This window comes from Desulfomonilia bacterium (genome assembly GCA_036567785.1).
GTDB lineage: Bacteria > Desulfobacterota > Desulfomonilia > UBA1062 > UBA1062 > DATCTV01.
Map to the genome: position 1 here is coordinate 102,298 of DATCTV010000028.1, position 19,905 is coordinate 122,202.

The 19,905-nt window shown below is 48.2% G+C and carries 13 protein-coding genes; 6 read left to right on the forward strand and 7 right to left on the reverse strand.

Features of this window, described 5'->3' with window-relative positions:
- Positions 1 to 15: 15 nt before the first annotated feature.
- Positions 16 to 1,356: a M20/M25/M40 family metallo-hydrolase gene (locus tag VIS94_06565; protein ID HEY9160730.1), complete on the reverse strand. Its 1,341-nt coding sequence runs from the start codon at positions 1,354 to 1,356 to the stop codon at positions 16 to 18.
- Between the two features lie 161 nt (positions 1,357 to 1,517).
- Here VIS94_06565 and glpA point away from each other — a divergent pair, with 161 nt between their 5' ends.
- The 5 genes from glpA (at position 1,518) to VIS94_06590 (ending at position 9,227) form a co-directional block, all read left to right on the forward strand.
- Positions 1,518 to 3,020, forward strand: a complete 1,503-nt coding sequence (glpA, locus tag VIS94_06570) for an anaerobic glycerol-3-phosphate dehydrogenase subunit A (GenBank protein HEY9160731.1) — start codon at positions 1,518 to 1,520, stop codon at positions 3,018 to 3,020.
- A complete protein-coding gene (gene glpB, locus VIS94_06575; GenBank protein HEY9160732.1) occupies positions 3,017 to 4,216 on the forward strand; it encodes an anaerobic glycerol-3-phosphate dehydrogenase subunit GlpB in 1,200 nt (399 codons plus the stop codon). The genes glpA and glpB overlap by 4 nt, the downstream gene beginning before the upstream one ends.
- Complete coding sequence (locus VIS94_06580) at positions 4,213 to 5,388, forward strand: anaerobic glycerol-3-phosphate dehydrogenase subunit C (protein ID HEY9160733.1); 1,176 nt, start codon at positions 4,213 to 4,215, stop codon at positions 5,386 to 5,388. The genes glpB and VIS94_06580 overlap by 4 nt, the downstream gene beginning before the upstream one ends.
- Before the next feature lie 56 nt (positions 5,389 to 5,444).
- Positions 5,445 to 5,771, forward strand: coding sequence for a hypothetical protein (locus tag VIS94_06585; GenBank protein HEY9160734.1), 327 nt, complete (start codon positions 5,445 to 5,447; stop codon positions 5,769 to 5,771).
- 234 nt (positions 5,772 to 6,005) lie between these two features.
- Positions 6,006 to 9,227, forward strand: coding sequence for an alpha-galactosidase (locus VIS94_06590; GenBank protein HEY9160735.1), 3,222 nt, complete (start codon positions 6,006 to 6,008; stop codon positions 9,225 to 9,227).
- 84 nt (positions 9,228 to 9,311) lie between these two features.
- On the opposite strand, the gene VIS94_06595 is transcribed toward VIS94_06590, so the two are convergent.
- Positions 9,312 to 10,667: a sugar transferase gene (locus VIS94_06595; GenBank protein HEY9160736.1), complete on the reverse strand. Its 1,356-nt coding sequence runs from the start codon at positions 10,665 to 10,667 to the stop codon at positions 9,312 to 9,314.
- A 276-nt stretch (positions 10,668 to 10,943) separates the two neighbouring features.
- The gene (locus tag VIS94_06600; protein ID HEY9160737.1) at positions 10,944 to 11,636 is read right to left on the reverse strand and encodes a zinc metallopeptidase; all 693 of its coding nucleotides are present in this window, start codon (positions 11,634 to 11,636) and stop codon (positions 10,944 to 10,946) included.
- Between the two features lie 141 nt (positions 11,637 to 11,777).
- Here VIS94_06600 and VIS94_06605 point away from each other — a divergent pair, with 141 nt between their 5' ends.
- Positions 11,778 to 14,048 carry a tetratricopeptide repeat protein gene (locus tag VIS94_06605; protein HEY9160738.1) on the forward strand — a complete coding sequence of 757 codons (2,271 nt, stop codon included), beginning with the start codon at positions 11,778 to 11,780 and terminating at the stop codon, positions 14,046 to 14,048.
- Position 14,049: 1 nt separating this feature from the next.
- On the opposite strand, the gene VIS94_06610 is transcribed toward VIS94_06605, so the two are convergent.
- The 4 genes from VIS94_06610 to VIS94_06625 are packed head-to-tail and all read right to left on the reverse strand — an operon-like array spanning position 14,050 to position 19,893.
- Entirely contained in the window at positions 14,050 to 14,736 is a 687-nt protein-coding gene (locus tag VIS94_06610; GenBank protein HEY9160739.1) for an RsmE family RNA methyltransferase, read from the reverse strand.
- 12 nt (positions 14,737 to 14,748) lie between these two features.
- Entirely contained in the window at positions 14,749 to 15,744 is a 996-nt protein-coding gene (locus VIS94_06615; GenBank protein ID HEY9160740.1) for an HIT domain-containing protein, read from the reverse strand.
- Positions 15,732 to 17,789 carry an alpha-amylase/4-alpha-glucanotransferase domain-containing protein gene (locus VIS94_06620; protein ID HEY9160741.1) on the reverse strand — a complete coding sequence of 686 codons (2,058 nt, stop codon included), beginning with the start codon at positions 17,787 to 17,789 and terminating at the stop codon, positions 15,732 to 15,734. The genes VIS94_06615 and VIS94_06620 overlap by 13 nt, the downstream gene beginning before the upstream one ends.
- Positions 17,782 to 19,893, reverse strand: coding sequence for a glycoside hydrolase family 57 protein (locus tag VIS94_06625; GenBank protein HEY9160742.1), 2,112 nt, complete (start codon positions 19,891 to 19,893; stop codon positions 17,782 to 17,784). Before VIS94_06625 ends, VIS94_06620 begins: the two co-directional genes overlap by 8 nt.
- Positions 19,894 to 19,905: the final 12 nt, after the last annotated feature.

Sequence of the window (19,905 nt, forward strand, 5' to 3'; positions counted from 1 at the left end):
CTGACTAATCGGAAATTAAAGCACAAAATCAAGGACCAGTTCCAGCCCCAAATCAAGGCTGAAATGAAGACTTTCAACAGAGACGCGCTCATCATGACCGTGTGCAAGCGAAATATCATCAACAGGAAGCACCGGGGTAAACCCGTACACGACCATACCTTTAGGCCTGAAGAACACCCCGTCCGTAACACCCGGTATCAGAAACGGTACGACCGTTGCATCCGGTTTATGCCTTGCCATGGCCTTTTTTATAAGATGCGCCAATTCGTGATCCACGTCGGATTCCGTCCCCTCTTTCTTATCAAGGAACTCTATTTCAAACCCTGGACCTATCTCTTTGACTGCCCGGTCACAGAACTCTTCCGCATCATAAGACGGCAGCACCCTGAAATCGAATTCGGCAACCGCTTCCGAGGGGATGACATTCGTTTTCTGCCCGGCATGGAATACGGTTGGGCAGACGGTATTGTGAAGCATTGCCCTGAAAGCCGCTGCTGTTCCAGGGTCTTTGATTGCAAGCCTGATGAGGGTGTCTGATATCAGAGGATTCATCAGCTGCTTTATAGCAGTTCCAAGTACGGCATTCTGGGATGCTGCCATGGTCTCGATCATTTTTCGTACGCTGGGGGTTACCTTCAAAGGGTATTTCTTGTGTGTAAATTTATTTGTAATTTCTACAAGTCTTTTAACCGGATTGTCTTCTCTGGGCATGGATGCATGACCGGGGACGCCCCGTGCTGTGACCCTAAGCCAGATATTTCCCTTCTCCGCACTCTGGTATGTGTAAAAAGTTCTTCCCATGAAATTGATGCCGAAACCGCCGCCTTCGTTCAGCGCCGCCTCGGCATCAAGAAGGTCGTAATGGTGCTTCACCAGCCATTCGCACCCTTTGCTTCCGCCTGTCTCCTCGTCCGCAGCCGCAAGGAATATGACATCCCGCCTGGTCGACACCTCACCCCTTTTGAGCGCAATCATCACCGCCATCCACAGGGCTACCGAATTCTTGCAGTCTACCGCGCCCCTGCCCCATATCACGCCGTCCACTTCATCTGCGCCGAAAGGGTCTCTTTGCCATTTGTCAGCTTCCACGCCAACCACATCTAGATGCGACATCAGCAGAAGCGGCCGTTTTGTCCCGTTCCCCCTGTGCCTTGCTATTATGCTTGCGCGCCCAGGTTCCGACTCGAGTATATTGCAACTGATGCCTTCTTTTTCAAACACCTCGGCTACATAGCGGGCAGCTGCAATTTCATTTCCGGGAGGATTTGTCGTGTTTATACGGATTAGATTTTTTAGATGCCTTATTATTTCCTCTTTAAGACCCAGTCTGCCGATCAGTTCCATTGCTTCTGCCATAAATGCGCCTTTTTAGAATTGATTTAAAGTCAAGTACACCATATACACAAATTAGGGAAACGAACTCAAGATATATAAGCACTTCGCCGACAAGAATTCTTGATAACTCGGTCGTATGGCAGGCATTTTCATTGTCTAATCAGGGCTTGTAAAGGTGGAATATGACCAAAACAGATGTGATAATAATCGGAGGAGGCGCAACCGGCTGCGGTATAGCCCGGGACCTCGCACTCAGGGGAATACCCCATTATCTTATAGAAAAAGACGATTTTGCTGCAGGCGCTACAGGGGCATGCCACGGGCTTCTTCACAGCGGAGGCAGATATGCTGTCAACGATCCTGAAGCGGCAAAGGAATGCATAGAAGAAAACATGATACTCAGAAAAATAGGCGAGAAATGCGTTGAGATTACGGGCGGCCTGTTTGTAAGGCTCCCCGGAGATTCAAAACGCTTCAGGGACAGATTCTTGAAAAGCTGTGAAGAAGTCGGCATACCTACCGAAGTGCTTTCCGCATCAAGGGCGCTGGACCTCGTTCCCAATCTTAATCCGGTGCTTGAAGAGGCGGTTAAAGTGCCCGACTGCTCAATAGACCCGTTCAGATTGTGCATGCTTAATGCAACAACTTCCCGGCTTAAGGGTGCAACCATTCTCACACATCATAAGGTGGTGGATATCATAAAGGAACATGGCAGGTGCGCGGGAGTGAAGGCCGCCGACCAGTTCACAGGCCAGATCAGGGAAATAAGGGCCAGGGTTATCGTAAATGCGACCGGGGCATGGGGAGACAAGATGGCACAGCTCGGAGGAAGCGACGCCCCGATGACCCTTTCCAAGGGCAGTCTCGTGATAACGAACCACAGGCTTACAAACATGGTTGTCAACAGGCTGAGGCCCCCCTCGGACGGAGATATCATCGTTCCTAACGAGGCAGTATGTCTTGCCGGAACCACATCAATCACGGTAACCGACCCGGACGCGATAGAAGTCGATTCAAGAGAGGTGGACAAGGTTATAAGCGAGGCGCAGGCCATGATCCCCATATTCCGATCAACTCGCATGATCAGGGCATATACAGGTGTCAGACCTCTGCTGAAGGGTGATAATTCGGACGGAAGAGCGATCTCCAGGGGATTCAAGATCATTGACCACAAAAACGGGATGTTCAGCATACTGGGCGGCAAGCTCACTACATACCGCCTGATGGCGGAAAAGCTGACGGACGCTCTCATGGACCACTTCGGGTTGAATGTGGCATGCGAGACCGCCCAGAAGCCCCTTGACGGACAAGATGAATTGAGCGGATATCCTCTCTCTAAACGCCTCAACAGCCTGAACGGCATTGTCTGCGAATGCGAACTCGTAAACAGGGAAGATGTGGAAAGGATCGTCAACAGGATCGGAACAAAATACATACGCGACATCCAGCACAGGACGCGCCTGGGCATGGGCCCATGCCAGGGAGGTTTCTGCACCTACAGGGCGCTCGGCATCATGCAGGACATGGGCAGGGTAAGCGCAGACGAATCGATGAGGGTATTGAGGGAATTTCTCCAGCGCAGGTTCAGGGGAATCAGGCCTGCACTTTGGGGCGACCAGCTGAGAGAGGAGCAGCTTGTCGAAAGCATTTACCTTGGAATCCTAGGCATGGGGAGAGAGCAATGAGCGATATAAACTTCGATGTTGTAATAACTGGCGGGGGCATATCCGGACTTATTGCTGGAATCGAACTTGCCGGATCAGGTGCAAGTGTAGCAGTTATCTCCAGGGGCGACCCTGCAGTATGCCTTTCGACAGGCTGCATAGACCTTTTAGCCCTTGGGAACGATCCTCTGTCCGCCATAAATGAGCTTCCCCCGGTACATCCCTACAACCTGGTGCCTCACACCATCATTGAGGAAGCAATTGTTAAGTTCGGCGATATCATGTTTGACGCTGGTCTGCCTTATATCGGAAATGTCCATTCGAACAGAAAAATACTAACCCCCATAGGCAATTCAAAAACCACATGCCTTGTCCCGAGGACCATGGAAACAGCGCCTCAGGATGAAACCCCCTATGTGCATGTGATCGGCTTCAAGGGCCTTAAGGATTTTTATCCCAGCTATATCACTTCAAACAGATCTAATACGGGTTTTTCAATCTATGATGCCGGAGTTGAAAGCACGATGTCCATATCGTCAAGATTTGATGATTCCGGTTTCATTGAAGAGTTCATCAAATGGCTAAGGTCACTTGAAATACCCGACGGCAGAATAGCCTTGCCTGCCGTCCTGGGATTGACAGAGCCGCTAAAGGCCATCGAACTTATAACCGAATCCACTGAAAGGCTTGTGTTCGAAATTCCGACGCTTCCTCCTTCGATTCCGGGCATGCGTCTCTTCAGGATTCTCAAGAAAGCCCTGCAGTCAAAAGGCGGCGAGATTTTCTGGGGCCTTCCCACTGCAAGCGTTGAGAAACAGGGAAAGCTGATCGAGGCCCTGACTATTGAAACCCATGCCAGGCACACGAGGCTCAATGCAAAGGCATTCATTCTGGCATCGGGTTCATTCGTAAGCGGCGGCCTTTATGCAGACATGAAGGATAAAGTCCAGGAAACCGTTTTTGACCTGCCTGTTTTTGTGCCGGGAACAAGAGACTCGTGGTTCGGCAATGAATTCTTTACACGCGGTCATGAGATAGAAAAGGCCGGCATTTTAACCGACAGTTCATTCAGGCCTGTAGATGCACCTTATGAAAACCTTTTTGTCTGCGGAAGTATTCTTGCCCATTCGGAAGTCATGAAAAACGGCTGCGGCCACGGTCTTGGACTGGCTACCGGCCTCGCCGCCGCCAAATCCTGCGAGAGGTACCTCTCATGAACTTTGAACACTGCATAAGATGCACCATCTGTGTTGAAAACTGCCCGGTATTCAGGGTCAATCCTGAATTCCCCGGCCCCAAACAGTCCGGTCCGGATTCGCAGAGGTTCAGGATGACGGGTGAAAAATCAGTGGACAGCTGGGTCAGCCTTTGCTGCCAGTGCAAGAGGTGTGAAGTGGCATGCCCATACGGCGTCAATCCAGCAGAAATAATCCTCAATGCCCAGATAAAATATGCCGGGGAGCATATGCGTTCTCCTGTCGCCATAATGTTCGCAAACAATTATTACCTCGGGACTCTTGGTTCGCTTGCAGCACCCATTGCCAACAGAATCGCAGCAACAGGGATTGCAAAGAAATTTTTCAATCTTGCAGGCATTTCCACTTACATGCCCTTTCCATCGTTCGACTTCATCTCAATGAACAAGGGGAGAAGAAGATTGGGAAAAGGCCAGAGAAAAGTGGTCTTTTTCTATGGGTGTTTCCTTAACTTCAACAGGCCCGACATAGGAAAAAAGATCCGAGACATGCTTATTTCAATGGACCTTGAAGTTGTGATGCCCTCGCAGGTCTGCTGCGGACTGCCCGCGCTGGGAAACGGCCAGATAGACCTGGCCAGAAAATTCGCATCGAAAAATGCCGCGGTCTTTGGTGAATACATAAACAAAGGCTATGACCTCATCTACTCCTGCACATCCTGCGGCCTCACGCTCACCCATGACTATCCTGGCATACTAGGCATAGCATCAGGCAAAAAGATTGCGGAAAACAGCTATAATGTAAACGAATATATCTTAAGGCTCATTGAGGAAAACCACATCGCACCTGAATTCAGAGAGGTGAGAAGGAAAATAGCCTATCACGTGCCCTGCCACCTGAGAGCGCTGGGAATAGGCTATCCCGCGGTAAGGCTTTTCTCAAAGATACCCGGGCTCGACTTCAAGGTCCTTGATGATAACTGCTGCGGACTTTCCGGAAGTTACGGGTTTAAAAAGAAGAATCAGGCTACCGCACTGAAGATTGGGGCACAGGCTGCCGCCGCTGTAAAAAAGTCAAATCCCGAAGCAGTGGTGGCTGATTGCGGCGCATGCAGGATGCAGCTGTCTTATATGTCAGGCATTCCCGCCCTTGACCCGAGTGAAATAATAACCGAATCTCTTGTCATAAAATAACTGCCGGGATTATAATATCCAACCAGACAGCAATATTACCCTATGGGGAGGACAGTATGAAAAAGCTGGTTATTCTTTTTATAATGATCATTTCATTAGCCGTGATCCCATCAAAATCCGATGCTGCAAGCTCCCTGCAGGTCGTTGCTGAAGACGCACTCTGGGGGTGCCTGATAGGCACTCTTGTCGGCACCGCAACCCTTGCATTTCATTTGGATGACGCAGGAGACCATCTTGAAAACATCGCTTACGGAGCGGCTATCGGCCTCTTTGCAGGTGTCGGATTCGGGGCATATGAGTTGCGTCCGCTTTTTCAGGCATACAGGGACCCAGCAAACAAGGATACCGTATACGGTTTCAAAATATATATGCCCTTGAAATAACAGCTTTATTGATGCTATTTCAGTAATTGTAATATATTTCTTAATTATTCAGAATAAGGGCAATTTATTGCCCAGAAGGATTCAATGATATGTTATCTTCAGTTAATACCAATACCTGATATCAATCTTAACCATTTAATATTCTGTTATTTATTCAAGCCCTTAAATGCTCTGTCCATACGGCATAAAATTTGCTATTAAACTCATTAATAATATTTAGTTGGGGGAGGTTTTATGATCAGGTCGCCAAAATGGTTAAAGCTGTTTGTTATTTTCCTAGTTATGTCATGTTTCATTTCAGTTTCATGCAAACCTAAACCAGGGACACCGACTGCCCCGCAGGATGCCCAGGAATGGATAGAGAAGTGGTTTTCAAAAGGTACACAATATATACCCTTCTCGTTCAATTACAAAGAAACATCGACATCTGTTAATACCAAATTCAGCACATGGACCCAGACCGCCACTTCACAGAAACTGGACGAGAACAGGGTTAAATGGGTCCGTACATTTACGGATCCCAATACAGGACTTGAGGCCCGTTGTGAAGCAATCCAGTACCTTGATTATCCGGCCGTTGAATGGGTTATATATTTTACCAACACGGGCACATCTGACTCATGGCATATTTCAAACCTGTTACCGGCAAATTTCGTGTTTGAATCCGATGATCCTACCTTGTGCAATGTTTTTTATTCATACGGAATAATGGACATTGTGGCCCCATGGGATCAGCATAAGAGCCCTGCCAAAACTGCTAAAGAAGAATTCATGCTTGTTCAAGACCAGGTGGCAACCCTGAAACCAATAACACTTTCATCAATAAACGGAAGGTCCTCATGCGGATACCTGCCGTTCTTCAATATTGAAAATACCGACGGCAAGGGTTCCATCATGGCCATCGGATGGTCTGGAGACTGGACTGTAAACATGTCACTTTTAAGCAGCGGCATACTGGTCAAGTCCGAACTTCCTGGTGCTGATTTCCAGCTTCAGCCCGGTGAAACCGTTCGCACATCTTCTTTCCTGAGGATGTTTTATGATGATACGGACAGCATGAGGGGACACAACAAATTCCGCAAGCTCATGCTCAAATATTTCACACCGAAGGTCAACGGTAATCTTCCCGAACCTATTGTTGCAGCTTCAGCCCATGGAAAGTACGGGTTTGCCGATACGACACAGAGCAACCTCATCAGGATGATTAATTCCATCAGCTCGGCAAATGTCCCTATAAACACGTTCTGGGTAGATGCAGGGTGGTATGAAATGCAAAGGGATTTCGGAACCAATGATGACTTCATATGCCTGAAAGGCGACTGGGCAGCAGATGCATCACGGTTTCCTCTGGGCCTCAAGCCTGTATCTGATGCGGCACACGCAAAGGGCTACAAATTCCTTCTCTGGTTCGAACCTGAAAGGGTTTCAAAATATGCGAATGTACTGACAGATCACCCGGAATGGATAATGCCTGCCGTAGGTGTTGACGACTATGTAAACAAGGTGCTCAACCTGGGTAATCCCCTGGCTCTTGACTGGGTAATTTCGACATTTGCAGGGCTTATCGACGGTTACGGCGTAGATATATACCGCCAGGACATGAATGCCTATGCCATTGCCATGAGCTGGGACCAGGAAGATGCTGCCAGCTCAACCCCGAAGGATTTCTATAACTTCATCAAGAATACGACCTTCGGTTCACAGGATGTTGGCGCATGGACAACCGAATCTTCCAAGGTCATCAACCTCGCGATGGATTTCAACGGTGACGGCAAGGATGAACTGGCGAGGATCTCAAAAGAAGGAGGGAAAGCAATAGCAAGGATATACAGAGCTACATCCACCGGTTTTGAAACATCTGCCCTCACATCGGTAGAAGTGTGCGACTGGGCACCTAACGGTGTTGATGCAGTATTCACACCAATGGATATCAATGGTGATTCAAAGGCTGATCTTTTTTATAAATACATGGATGGAAATGGCAAAACCCAGGCTCAGGTATTAATTTCGAATGGAACTGCATTCGCAACAAGGAACACCAGGATCGACATCGGAGGCTGGTCGATTGAAGGTTCAATGGTCAAGGACTTCCCGTGCGACATCAACGGCGATGGAAGGGATGACCTGGTAAGGGTGTTCAGTTATGACGGCGGAAAAATGGGAATTGACACATTGCTGGCGAACACTTCCGGCAACTTTACAAGAGACGGCGCAGCAGCGATGTATTCTGTAGGCAACTACAATTCAAACGGCGCCCCTGTAACAGTGATGGTCATGGATGTCGGGACATACGGAACCAGCGCCAATGGATTACCTGACAACAGGGATGACCTCGTAAGGATATATAAAGATGCAAACGGCAAGGCAATATCGGATATCCTGTTCTCGAACGGCAGTGTCTTCACGAGGTATTCTGGCAGGGGGGTGCAGGATCTGGGAGACTGGGCCGTTGCAGGTGTTGATACAATATCTCTCGGAATGAAGGTAAACGCCGGCCAGGCATTCGACCTTGTACGCCTTTGGAAAGACCCCAAGGGCTTTGCGGAAGCAGATATCCTCTATTCTGACGGCATAGCCTTCGGACGCATCCCTGAAAACAAGATGACCGACATAGGCATATGGAACAGCGAATACGTGCCTTTCGATTTAAACGGCGATGGCAAGGACGAAATACTCACCCTTACTCAGGACAGCGGCAGGACGGTTGCCGGGATTCTCTCATACGGACATATACTTGTACCGGCATTGAGCAGGTACGGGATATCGGAACTCAAGCACATTGCAGGACTGTATCAATACTGGGATAATCTGAGGGCGACCCGTCCCGGTCTTCTGATCGACAACTGCGCATCAGGCGGAGGAAGACTTGACTATGAAGCCCTTAGGCGCAGTGTGGCACTATGGCGTTCAGATCAGGGTGAGTGGAATGCTGAAGCAAACCAGAATGAGACCCTCGGACTCAGTTATTGGCTCCCACTGACAGGAAGGGGGGCTGTAAGCACCGATCCCTACAGCATGCGCAGTGGTTTCGGCTGGTGTACATCATATGCCGTAGACTGGGAAACCAGCTCGATTGCATCAGCTGCTGCAGCGGCAATCTCCAGCCTGAAAGACCTTCAGATCCTTGCATCAGGCGATTTCTACCCGTTGGCGGTGCCCGAAGACGTCACAGCAACCAATACAATTCTTGCATGGCAGTATGACATGCCAGAGTTGAATAAAGGAATGGTCCAGGTATTCCGCAGGGCAGACTGCACCCAGACTTCCGTAAAACTCAAGCTGAGCGGAATAGACAGCTATTTCTGGTCATTCGCAAAATACAAAGTCAGTATTTATTCCGATAACAAACCGGCTGTTGTAAAGACATACACAGGTTATAATCTCGCCAACTCCGGCCTTACAGTAAGTATAGCTTCAAAACCCGGATCTGCGATAGTGATATACGAAAAACTTTAATAGAGTTTCACCATTGATGAATCATGAAAAGCCGGTGGTGGCATCCTTACCGCCGGCTTTTTCATTCCTTATTCAGAATATGGATTACTGGCCGCCGCGCGCTTTCAGCGCAACCTTTAAGGTCTGGAACAATATTGCAATATCGAGCCACAGCGAGCGGTATTTGAGGTAATAAAGGTCATATTTCATCTTCTCTCTGGCATCTTCTACGGAATCGCCGTAAGGATAGTTTATTTGCGCCCAGCCTGTCACGCCGGGTTTCGTATAGAGCCTCATCTCATAAAACGGTATCACCTGCTGTAGCTGGTCGATGAAATAGCGTCTTTCCGGTCTTGGTCCGACAAAGCTCATATCTCCTATCAGAACATTGAGAAACTGGGGAAGTTCGTCAATTCTTGTCTTCCTGATAATATTGCCTACACGCGTCACCCTGGGATCTTTTTCTGATGCCCATTGAGGGCCATCGTTTTCCGCATCGGTTCTCATTGAACGGAATTTAAAGACCTTGAATTCTCTGCCGTTAAGACCAACCCTTTCCTGTTTATAAAAAACGGGGCCGGGTGAATCTATTTTTATCGCTATAGCGGTTATTATCATGAACGGAGATGCTATTACAGTACCCACAAGGGCAAAGAAAAAGTCGAACAGCCTTTTTAATATATCTTCCGATTTCATGCTTGCAAAACCTTTTGCGAATATCAGGGAACCAGGCCTTACATCCTCGATCATGATCTTCCCCAGCAGTTCCTCGTAGAACTTAGGGGCGTCTTCTATCTCGCATGATGTAAGTTTTATCCTCAAGAGGTCATGAAGCGGCAGCGCCCCTCTCATGTCATCAAAAGCAACTACCAGCTTGTCAGGATCGATACCCCTAATAATGTTCCACAGTTCATCGACATCACCCAGCCAGGGTATGTCCATCTCGGTGTTCTCCTTGCCGACGTAACCTTCGAACTTAACCGACCTTCCTGAAAGCCTTATCTCGTCGACAAGAAACTTTGCATTTCTTCCATTTCCAAGGAGAACAACCCTGGTATCCGCCAGCCGGGAATCCCTGATTGCAATGTAGATAACCCTGATTAATAAACTGAAGCCCATTGAGAAAAAGAGCGACATCAGAAATATTGAACGGCTGAGTTCGATCTGGGGAATTATATAATAGGCAAGAGACAATATTATGAGCGACATCCCTCCGCCGATCAACACCGTTGAAACCAGTTCGGAATGACGCCTCCACCATTTCCAGTCGTAAAAATCCTGGAAATAGTAACAAAAAACAGTAATCAACATGAAAGCAAAAGCCTTCAGGCTTAACAGCGGGTCAGGAAGATAGAAGAAAGGGAGTCTTATCTCAATCCATTTTGAAAGGAAGACAGCACCCATTGCAGCTGCCATATCCAGCAGAACCAATATATATACTGAAATCGTCCTGGTTTTCATTTACCGCACCATTTATTTTTTTACTCTCCGGCCGCCGATGAAATGTCAAACTCAAAGTATAGAGCAAGTGACATTTCACATGTATATATATTCGGATTCGGAATCGAAAACCATAAGAGAAAACATGATTAATCAATATTTAATCTTTTGCATCTATTGAACGGCCGAATTTATTGAGCACGGCAGCCGGCAATAAGATACAGCAGGAAAAAGCCCGGGACAATAATAATCATTGTTCCTCAGGTACGGCTGTCAGGACATCCCGGGCAATACCTGTCAATCATCACTGCCGCCTAGCAATCCGGCCCGTATCAGGAAATATAAAAGCTGAAGGACCGCCGTAACAGCCGCAGCTACATATGTCATTGCCGCCGCATTAAGAACCTTCTTCGCGCCGCTTACTTCCTGATCGGCAAGTATGCCCGAAGCAGGCAATGCCTGAAGGGCCCTTGAAGATGCATTGAATTCCACAGGCAGTGTCACGACCTGAAAGAGCACGACAGCTGTAAAAAACATTATTCCCATAAGGATCATGCTCTGGGATCTGAACAGAAGTCCGAACATGAGCAGAAACCATGAAAGGTTTGACCCGATGCTTGCCATAGGGACAATGGCACTTCTCAGCTTCATGGGTGCATATCCCTGTGCATGCTGAATGGCATGGCCCGCTTCATGGGCGGCGACACCCACACTTGCAAGCGAATATCCGCTGTAAACATTCTCTGAGAGCCTCAAGACCTTTTTTGACGGGTCATAGTGATCGCTCAGAAAACCCCGGCTGAGCTCTATACCGACATCATGAATACCTGCTGCTCTCAGAATGCTCTGAGCCGCCTGCGCACCTGTTATGCCCCTTATCGTGGGAATCTTTGAATATTTAGCATATGCAGCCTTAACCATGAAACTGGCATAAAGGCTCAGAAGCAACCCGGGCAGCCACATTACCATATACAGCGGATCGAAAATCATTTTTTGCCTCCAGATTATTGTCTTATTCAAATAGTGTCTCAAAACCCTGAAATCAAGTATCCATTTCTTTGCTATTGTTCAAGCTTCAATCTGCCGATATTTCCTATTAGACATGTTCGGGAAACAACCTTCGGAGGATTTATGAGAAAACTGTTTATTATGAGTTTATTTTTAATCATCCTTCTGTCTCAATCTGCATGCAGCAAAAGCCCTGATGAAAAAAGGGCCGATTATCTTATGAGTGCGGATAAATATGCGGCGCAGGATAAATATGCCGAAGCTGCAATTCAATATCAGAATGCATTAAAGATAGCCCCGGATGATGCAACCACGCTTATAAAACTCGGTGAGCTTCAGATGATCCTGCAAAGGCACGGGGACGCCTTCAGTTCATTTATGAAAGCCTCCAGGATTGATCCGAAGAATATCAAGGCGCATTCCAATCTCGCGACAATTTACCTTCTTGCCAGAAAATATGATGAGGCGTCAAAAGAGGCAACCATAGTACTCGGTCTGAATCCGTCAGATATACATGCAAAGGAGATTCTTGCACAGAGTCTCTTCCTGTCGGGGAAGAAGGATGAAGCCCTTACCCTGTTGAATAACCTGATCGCGAAGGACGAGGCGGGTGAGGGCATGTTTATCGATGCGGTCCAGATCCTTTATGAAATGGGCAATATGGATGATGCACTCAAGCTTATCGATGCAGGCTTGAAGAAATTCCCTTCGTCGGCCGGGATAAGAATGGTTTCATGCCAGGTATATCTGGCAAAAAATAAGCCCGATATCGCATTAAAAATGGCGGAGGATGCATACAGCATATCAAAAGAAGATATAAATTCCGGCCTTTTCCTTGCCGGCTTTGCAGCAAAGAACAACATGCCTGAAAGATTTGCAAGCGTCATGGCCGATATGAAGAAAAAATACCCTGATGACTATAGAATCTATCAGCTCCTGGCTGAGGAAGCAGGCAGAAACAAAAACATAGACAATGCGATCAAATTTGCTGACAAGGCCCTTGAATTGAATTACTCGGAACAGAATGCAATTCTTCTTTCCGAACTTTACGTGCAAAAGGGCAATATCGATTCTGCAATCGACACTCTCAACAAGGCGGTCACAAAATTTCCTTCATCCGTTTCATTAAAGATTGTTCTCGCACGTCAGCTTCTCGTCAAAAACGATGCCGACAAAGCGCTTCAGATAATTGATCCACTTGTTAAATCCATGCCGGAAAATCCTGATATCGCAATACTTGCAGCAAGAATTTACATGATGAGAGGAGAGCAGGAAAAAGCGCGTTCGTTCATCGAGTTCGCGCTGAAAGACAAAAAGGACGATCCGAAGCTTCATGCAATGCTCGCCTCCATATATTTCAAAAGTGCCGAATACAGGAGAGCCCTTTCCGAGGTCGAGATCACACACAAGGAAGGCTCTTCTTCCGTGGAACTGCTCAATATAGGCGTCATCTCCGCACTCAATCTGGACCAGCCCGATAAAGCCCTTAAATTCATTCAGATGCTGAAGAAGGCCGCTCCATCAGATTGGGCCACGACATATTCCGAAATAACATACTTCCTTTACAAAAAGGACAGCGCTTCCGCTTTCAGGCTTGCAGAAAAGGCAATCAGGACATGGCCCGATAAAATGGAGGCACTAACGATCTATGCCCAGACCGGCTCTGATACCATAGGCCCGGCCGCCACAATCCAGGGAATAAGCTCGATATGCGCCAAGTCAAAATCCTCGAACTGCATGCTTGTGCTATCAGTCCTGTATGAAAAGGCTGGAATGAGAAACGATGCGCTGGCTAAGATAAAAGGCGCCATCTCACAGGAACCGGGCAGGGATGACCTGTACTATGCACTTGCGGATTTCTACACCCGTAACGACATGACCGACCTTGCGATTGCGGAATTCAAGGACCTCCTTATAAAAAAACCCGACGACATGAAATCTGCTACCATGCTTGCCATACTCCTTAATGACAGCGGTGATATTGTGAACGCGGAAAAAACCTATTCTTACATCCTGGATAAGGACCCTTCAAACAGAATTGCGGCAAACAACCTGGCATGGATACTCGCTGAACGAGGCAGAAAAACCGACCTTGACAAGGCAATGGACCTTGCAACAAAGGCTAAGAGGTCAGCCCCCGGAAATCCATCCATAGCCGACACCCTGGGCTATGTTTATCTTAAGAAGGACATGGTGAACAATGCTAAAGTCCAGTTCCTGATTGCACTGGATAAAAACCCCGATGATCCTGCATTCAACTACCATATGGCTATGGCGCTCACAAAAGAGGGCAAGAAAAAGGAAGCGGCTTTATATCTGAAAACCGCGCTCAAAACAAAGTCATTCAACGAGAGGAAAGACGCCGAAAATCTGCTGAAACAGATTGGCGGTTAAGTCAGATGCAGAGGATCGAGGCGGCTGCGACTGCGGCCGCAAGGGTTCTCAATGTAGTTTTTCCCATGTTTACGGGAATAAAGCCGCTTTTATAAAACAACCCCGTTTCCTGTTCAGTAAAACCGCCTTCAGGTCCTACTGCAAAGCACATCTCTTCATCTTTGATATCCAGAATGCCTTTTGTACCGTCCATCGACGCATAGTATCTGTTCATGTATCTGCTCACGGCCGATTTTACGAATTCAGGAAGTTTAACCGGCGGTTCGAGCACGGGAACTGTCCTTCGCTGCGATTGTTTGACGGCCTCCTTAATTATGTCTTCCCACCTTTTCAGTTTTGCCTGGCTTACCGCCCTTATATTGGATCTTTCGGCAACAAGCGGACAGATGCTGCTTGCACCCAGTTCCGCAGCGAGTCTGATCGCATCGTCCATTTCCCTTATGTCGATAAGCGATATCCCGAGGTGCAGCCGCGCCCTTCCCCTGTCGCAAAGTTCGTCTTTCTCAACTACTTCAAGCCTGATTTCATTCTTCGAGATGCCTGTAATTCTCGCCCTGAATCCATCCGTTCCCTGCCGGATAAGAATCTCGTCGCCCGGACGCTTTCTCAGAGGACCTGCAATATGCATTGCATCCTTGTCCGAAATCAGCGCTTCATCTCCTGAAATCCGGGCAAAGAATCTGGGCATTTCAGGAGATCCTCATATGGACATTTCCTTGAGGTAGGCTGCGGCCTTTTCAGGAGGGGTCGAGTTGATAAACAGGTCCGACCCCCACTCGAAACCGGTGAGCGGCATCAGCCTGGGCAGTATTTCCATATGCCAGTGGTAATATGAGGCGCATTCCATTGAGAACGGTGACGTATGTATTCCATAGTTGTAAGGGGGCATGCCGAGCGCTCTGTCTATTCTCTTCATGACATCTATGAATATCATGGACATTTCCTTTATCTCACCCGGCTCGACGTCTTCGAATCTGGATATATGCCTCTTGGGCAATATCCAGGTCTCGAACGGAACCCTGGGCGCGAACGGTTCAAATGCGATAAAATCCCTTGTCTCCGAAACGAGCCTTACACCCTGCTGCAGTTCCTGCCTGATGATATCGCAGAAGATGCATCGTTCCTTATATTCATAATGCTTTTCGGCGCCTTCAATTTCTTCAAGAACACCCCTGGGAATAATGGGAAGCCCCATAAGCAGCGAATACTGATGTTCGAGCGTAGCCCCTGCATTGGAACCGGAATTTTTATAGATAAGCGCATATCTCAGACGGCGGTCCCGCTTTAAATCAACAAGCCTGTCGCGGTATGCCCAGAAGAGATTTTCCATCTCAGGCTGCTCCATTTCCGACTGCCTTATTCCGTGCCTGGGGGTTTCTATTATGACCTCGTTAGCCCCTATCCCCGATATCTTGTCATAAAGTCCCTCACCCATTCGTTTCAGGTCTTCCTCTACGACAAGCACCGGACTTCTGTTGGGGACCACCCTTAGCCTCCAGTCCGGGCTGTTTGGTAATGATCCGAAAGGCCTGTTTGCAAGAATCTCAGGCGGGCACATATGTTCATTGCCGGGACAGAACGGACAGGAAAGACTGTCTTTGAGAGCCTGTTCAGGGATGATACCGGGCGTTCTCGTCGCCGAGTCGGTAATTATCACCCACCTGTCTATTATAGGATCTTTTCTCAATTCTGACATATTTCACCCATGTTAATTGCAAGCCAGGGAATGCCGCCCTTGATGCGTCTTATAAAATACATGCACCAGCCCTGAAAGGTCTTTTCAAAACCGGATTCGCTCTGAGATGCGCATTCTATGGGAAGCAGAACGATTTCCCACACGGAATCGGATTCAATGCATACCGAAAGATTTCTGCCCGCATCATTGAAAACCATCCTTCTCCCGGTGAAAATCCCCCTTTCGTCTATCTCTCCCACATCCTTTATGGCCGGTTTGTCCGGCATCATGATATTCATTTCGACCGCCAGGAACATATCATCGTCAATCTCCCCTGAAATGCTCTGTTCAAGCAGAATCGAACCTTCGGGGTCAAAGGTTATCGTTTTTGTTATATCCAGTCCTTCATCATTTGCCGAAAGCATGACCTTGAGCACATCGCCTTCTCCGGACATGCCGTCAAGCCTGAAGGGCCTCAAGGTATCCGGGAAGCCTTCAGGCTTCAGGCCTTGCAGGAGGCTTTCCGTGTCCGGCCTGCCATTGATGACATGCGTTATGAAAGAGTTCCTCGAATAGCTGTCATAAACCAGGAGGCTTTTAAGCTCATCGGAAGAGACAAACGCAATATCATGAATTGAAAGCGGCTTGTTTCCGCTGTCATGACTGCTCTGGGTCCCCGATGAGCTCAATATCTTGTTGTGGTAAATCTCTTCGTGTCTCATCATTACATTTGTAATGCATCTTTCACCGGGCTTGTATTCCAATCCGAAGACAGAGCCGTTTTCATCGGGCGAGATGATGCAGTTGATGCGCCTGCCAGAAACAAGGATCTCATCATTTCCGTCAATGTCATAATCGTAATTTTCGACGATATAGGGTTTGTCTTTAAGCCTTTTTTCATCGACTATCTTCTCCGCCTTGAGAAGATTTTCATAAATGGCTTCTCTCAATATATCGAGATATACTCCGCCGAAAAGGCCATGCCAGTAGCCGCAGTTGCACTGCGCCATGAAAAGATGCCTCAGGGCCGTTTCATCGGAACCGTATTCCCTGACAAGCCTGCTGATCCTGAGCATCTTTTTGTGCATTCTGTTGCTTTCGGGATACTTTGCCAGAAAATTGTCCCAGGTGCCGCCTCTTAAAAAGCCCCTTTTCGCGTTCCAGTCCCAGGAGTTTTTCGCGTCCCTGACAAGGCTTCCGTAAAGCCTTCCCTGCTCCGGGAACAGGCTCCATTCCATCATCTCCTGGTAAGACGCAGTCGGGAGATAGATAAGTCCCTTGGGTTGGTGGTTTTCAAGTACGCTCTTCAGCGTTACAATCTCTACGTCTTCACACCTGCTCATAGCCTCCATGAACCGTTCGAGCCACTTGTCCTCATATACCCACTTGAGCGTACCCGGCCACATCCCGAACTTCTCGCCGTCATCCCCGTAAGTGACGACCTCGACCCCCCTGTCCCTTAGTTCCAGAAGGTAATCTATTATCACCCGGGGCTCCTTGAACGGGATCAGATACCTGAGGTTCATGTCTATCGGAAACACCTTCAGCGATGCCCCTTCCCTTTCCGTGATATAATATCCGTGAACGTCATCGGGCCTGAGCCCTGCGGCAAGGAAGTGTGTATCATCGAGTAGCGTATAGTCTATCCCCGAGCCTGATATCTTCAGGGGAAGAGACGGGTCCCACACCCTTTCCGTGCACCATATCCCGGATGGCTTCATACCGAATTTCTTAAGGAAAAACTCGCAGCACATCATGATCTGCCTTACTGCATCATCTGCCGGAATGGCCGGAAGTATGGGCTCATAGAATCCGCCACCCATCAGCTCCACCTGACCTGTTGAGATAAGAGCGCCCAGCAGATTGTAAAATTCAGGCCTTTTTTTCTCAAACCACTCAAGCAGCGGTCCCGTGAAATGAAGTGTGGCTCTGATGTCGGGATATTTCTTCAGATATTCAAGGAATGGCAGATAGCAGTCTCTTGCCCCCTGTTCGAACACTTTCGGATAATTGCCCACAGGTTGATGAGAATGGATGCAAAAAGCCAGTTTTATCTTCTCAGACATACCACATCTTCCTTTCGAAATCCTCTCCGGGAACTTCCAGGGCAAGAAGTCCGGATGAAGGATGTCTTTCAATCTCGATACCCGATTCCATAAGGATAAAATAAAACCTTATCTTATCATGGGGCTTAAGACCGAGCGCGCTGAAGCTTATTCCCAGTTCGATGCTGTCCCCCACCGCCATTTTGCCTGTTTCCCCCCCGGTGATTCCGGTGACGCCTTCAGTCTGAAGGGTCATCCTCCTTTCCGCCAGGTTCAGAATTACATTTACCGGCTTATCGAGGACGAAGCATATCTTCACAAGCGCATTTATTGGCAGTGCCGCTGTTTCCAGTTTGAAATAGAGGTGCTGCTCGTCGAATCCGTATAGGATCTTATGTATGTAACCGGAATGCCTGTACATGCTGGAAGACTCTGGCCTTGTCAGATAAACGCCCGCCTTGCGCCATTCATAGAAGTGTGTGACGAATCCGTCTATGACCGGCCTGACAAATCCGGACGGCTCTTTCTGAGGCGAGATGTCATAGGGCGTTATTATGCTCTTGAAAAGATATGAGGGCGGGACGTCGCCATGCAGTTCATAGCAGTTCCTGAGGTGAAGCCTGAAGAGCCTGTCGAAATCGCCCTTGTTGAGAATCGTGAATTCGTCGCCGAACCACCAGAACCAGTCGCTGCCTTCGGCTATATAAATCTCTTCCCATGAAAGCTTATGGGCGTCTTTACCCTTTGATTCGACATACTTCCTTGTCTTTGAAAGATATTCCCAGGCCTTGCGGTCTTCTTCATGCCCTATCCAGATGGAAAAGTTGTGGTTTATCCATGAGCCGGTGAACAGGTTTTCCAGAGTCTGCCTGTCAGGGTTTGCTGCAAGATAGGATGAAAACGTATCCGTTACGATATTCTGAGACCCGCTGAGCCCCTGATACAGTTCCCTCAGAAAGCCTTCACCCCCGTCCGGATAGTATTCCCACGGGTTTTCACCGTCCAGAATAACAGACACGAACGGATTGAACGGATAGGTCCTCGCACCCTTTCTTATGTCTTCAAGATGCGAAATAAAGTTGGCAGCCGCCGTGCTTGAAGCGTTTTTAGAATATACGAATCCTATCATGTCCGAAAGGTCCCTGTCCCTGAAGAACATATCTACCGATGATGAGCCTTGTACGACCTTGTAGGGCCTGAATAGCTTCACGCCTGTCCTTTGCTCCCTCAGGCTCAGGAAGAGGATGTCTTCGTCGGTTGCAGCCCATTTTATACCGTAGCGGGAGAGTATCTCCATCATTTCCGGGCACACGGAGCCTTCCGGCGGCCACAACCCGTCAGGGCTGTCGCCGAAAACCTTTTTATATAAATCAATCGATTTTTCTATCTGCGCATCGAGGTCTTCGGGGTGGGAGAACCCCTCTTCGGGAAGCCTCGTTTCCATGCACCTGTGCGCATATCCGACATTCATCAAGAGTGGGCTTATCGGGTGATAGAAAGGAGACGTCGTTATTTCAATCTGCCCCCTGTCTCTGGCGTCCCTGTAAAGCGGAATTATCTTTGCGAGCATCTTCATGTGGAAATCGAGTACGTATTTCTTGTCGTATTCCCCGAATTGCCTGCCCTTTTTGATGAGCTCGGCGATGCCCGGGTCCTTCCTTCCGGTGAATCCTATCCACGTAAGGTTGAACAGTACCTGCAGATCCATTATGTCCTGGTTGCTGAAATCTCTGGCAAATTCGTCAGTCTTTTTCCCGGCCTTTTTCCTAAGCAGTTCCTCATACCTGCTGAAAGGGGTAATCATGGTTGCCTGATTGCAGGAGAAAAACCTTTGAAGTATCTGCTTCTTCTCATCCGGGGAAAGTTCGGCGGGCTTTCTTCCTGAAAGCACGAAGTCTATATCGGTCTGGTTGTTTTCAGTGTAGTCCAGAAGTTGTGATATCAGCGACGGTACCAGATTGAACGTGCATTTCACATCCGGGAAATCATCGAGCACGGAAATCATGTCGTAATATCCCCTGACGGCATGAAGCCTCACCCAGGGCATAAGGAAAGACCCGGTAAGCGGATCCCTGTAATACGGCTGGTGCATGTGCCAAAGGAATCCGACAGTAATCTTGTTCATTACTTACTCCTG

Excerpts from the sequence above, each read along its gene's own strand:
- VIS94_06565 (HEY9160730.1), bottom strand. The coding sequence starts at position 1,356 with ATGGCAGAAGCAATGGAACTGATCGGCAGACTGGGTCTTAAAGAGGAA.
- VIS94_06615 (HEY9160740.1), bottom strand. The coding sequence starts at position 15,744 with ATGTCAGAATTGAGAAAAGATCCTATAATAGACAGGTGGGTGATAATT.
- VIS94_06580 (HEY9160733.1), top strand. The coding sequence starts at position 4,213 with ATGAACTTTGAACACTGCATAAGATGCACCATCTGTGTTGAAAACTGC.
- VIS94_06610 (HEY9160739.1), bottom strand. The coding sequence starts at position 14,736 with ATGCCCAGATTCTTTGCCCGGATTTCAGGAGATGAAGCGCTGATTTCG.
- VIS94_06620 (HEY9160741.1), bottom strand. The coding sequence starts at position 17,789 with ATGTCTGAGAAGATAAAACTGGCTTTTTGCATCCATTCTCATCAACCT.
- VIS94_06625 (HEY9160742.1), bottom strand. The coding sequence starts at position 19,893 with ATGAACAAGATTACTGTCGGATTCCTTTGGCACATGCACCAGCCGTAT.
- glpA (HEY9160731.1), top strand. The coding sequence starts at position 1,518 with ATGACCAAAACAGATGTGATAATAATCGGAGGAGGCGCAACCGGCTGC.
- glpB (HEY9160732.1), top strand. The coding sequence starts at position 3,017 with ATGAGCGATATAAACTTCGATGTTGTAATAACTGGCGGGGGCATATCC.
- VIS94_06600 (HEY9160737.1), bottom strand. The coding sequence starts at position 11,636 with ATGATTTTCGATCCGCTGTATATGGTAATGTGGCTGCCCGGGTTGCTT.
- VIS94_06605 (HEY9160738.1), top strand. The coding sequence starts at position 11,778 with ATGAGAAAACTGTTTATTATGAGTTTATTTTTAATCATCCTTCTGTCT.
- VIS94_06590 (HEY9160735.1), top strand. The coding sequence starts at position 6,006 with ATGATCAGGTCGCCAAAATGGTTAAAGCTGTTTGTTATTTTCCTAGTT.
- VIS94_06595 (HEY9160736.1), bottom strand. The coding sequence starts at position 10,667 with ATGAAAACCAGGACGATTTCAGTATATATATTGGTTCTGCTGGATATG.
- VIS94_06585 (HEY9160734.1), top strand. The coding sequence starts at position 5,445 with ATGAAAAAGCTGGTTATTCTTTTTATAATGATCATTTCATTAGCCGTG.